Annotated in this window: 1 protein-coding gene; it reads right to left on the reverse strand. The window is 58.4% G+C overall.

What is annotated here, in order from left to right; all coding sequences use genetic code 11:
• Nucleotides 1-223: 223 nt before the first annotated feature.
• A complete protein-coding gene (locus B3520_RS03705) occupies nucleotides 224-760 on the reverse strand; it encodes a DUF4136 domain-containing protein (protein ID WP_286807672.1) in 537 nt (178 codons plus the stop codon).
• Between the last annotated feature and the right edge of the window lie 357 nt (nucleotides 761-1117).

Raw genomic sequence — 1117 nt, forward strand, 5'->3', positions numbered from 1 at the left:
GATCGGTCCGACGTATCGGAGCGAAGCGCATTCACCGTTACCCAGGTGCTATTTCCCGGAACGATAATTTGGCACAGCGGAGGGAGGGTGTCCCTTTCCGAGACCGTCACCCGCCTGGACGGCGGGTGATCGAGCCCCCATGGATGGGTTCACGGCGTGTCTCGGAAAGGGACACCCTCCCGCAGCCCTATACTCCGAAGTACCGAAGCCGAGCGGCTCAACGTTATTCCGGCGGAAACTGCGCCAATAACCGACCAATGACTTTTCGTAACTGCTGCTCTCGCGCCAACTCAAAATCCCGCAAGGCAATCCCTTCCGCGCTACCACGCCAGACCAGCTCATTGCTCTCGGCATCCGTGATATCCACAATGATCACCCCCTCCTGCTTGCGGTCTTCCAGGCTTTTGCTGCCCCCAAGTCCGATACTGCCGCTGTTACCCACGGGCAACCCGATGGAAATGCCCACCGACTTGCCGCCACCCACCGCGGCCCGCGTGGTGCCGCTGACGCTGACATAAAACTGGGGGTTGTCGGGATCAAGCCGGTAACCGCGTTGCACCATCGCCTGCTCGGTGATGCGCTGCAACCGACTGTGGGACACTCCGTCGATCTGCGACGTGCCACCGCGCCATTCATAGCGGCCCCAGCCGGGATCAAATTCGGTGTCTTCGTTATAGTCCTGTGAGACCTTGGGGCCGGCGCAGGCGGTGATGACGGCCAGCAAGATGAAAACGAAAGATAGTCTAGTCAAACGATTCATTGTTGAGTCCTGTTCTGGCTGCGTGTTGGTAGAAACTCCGACCGACAACGTGGCTTCATGGGTAGGTTCACACTCTTCCACCTACGTGCGCTAATGGCACTGAGGTGGCTGCAGGGTCTATCGTTCAGAGACTCTCGGAGACATGGATGTCGACGAGAAGCTTACGTGGACGACCCACATGGATGTGGGAAGTGTCCGTAAGCGCCGGGAGCGCGTAGGACTGTATTCACGGCGGGTCTCTGACCGATAGGCCCTGCAGACGCCGGGCTACCCTTTAGTATCGTAGGTTGAACGAAGGATTGCCTTGTCACTTGTCTTCAAGGCCGTCGGTAAAGTGTCGGATTACGCTTCGCTAAT

It is taken from the genome of Marinimicrobium sp. UBA4509, assembly GCF_002388575.1.
In the GTDB taxonomy this organism is placed as follows: Bacteria; Pseudomonadota; Gammaproteobacteria; order Pseudomonadales; family Cellvibrionaceae; genus Marinimicrobium; species Marinimicrobium koreense.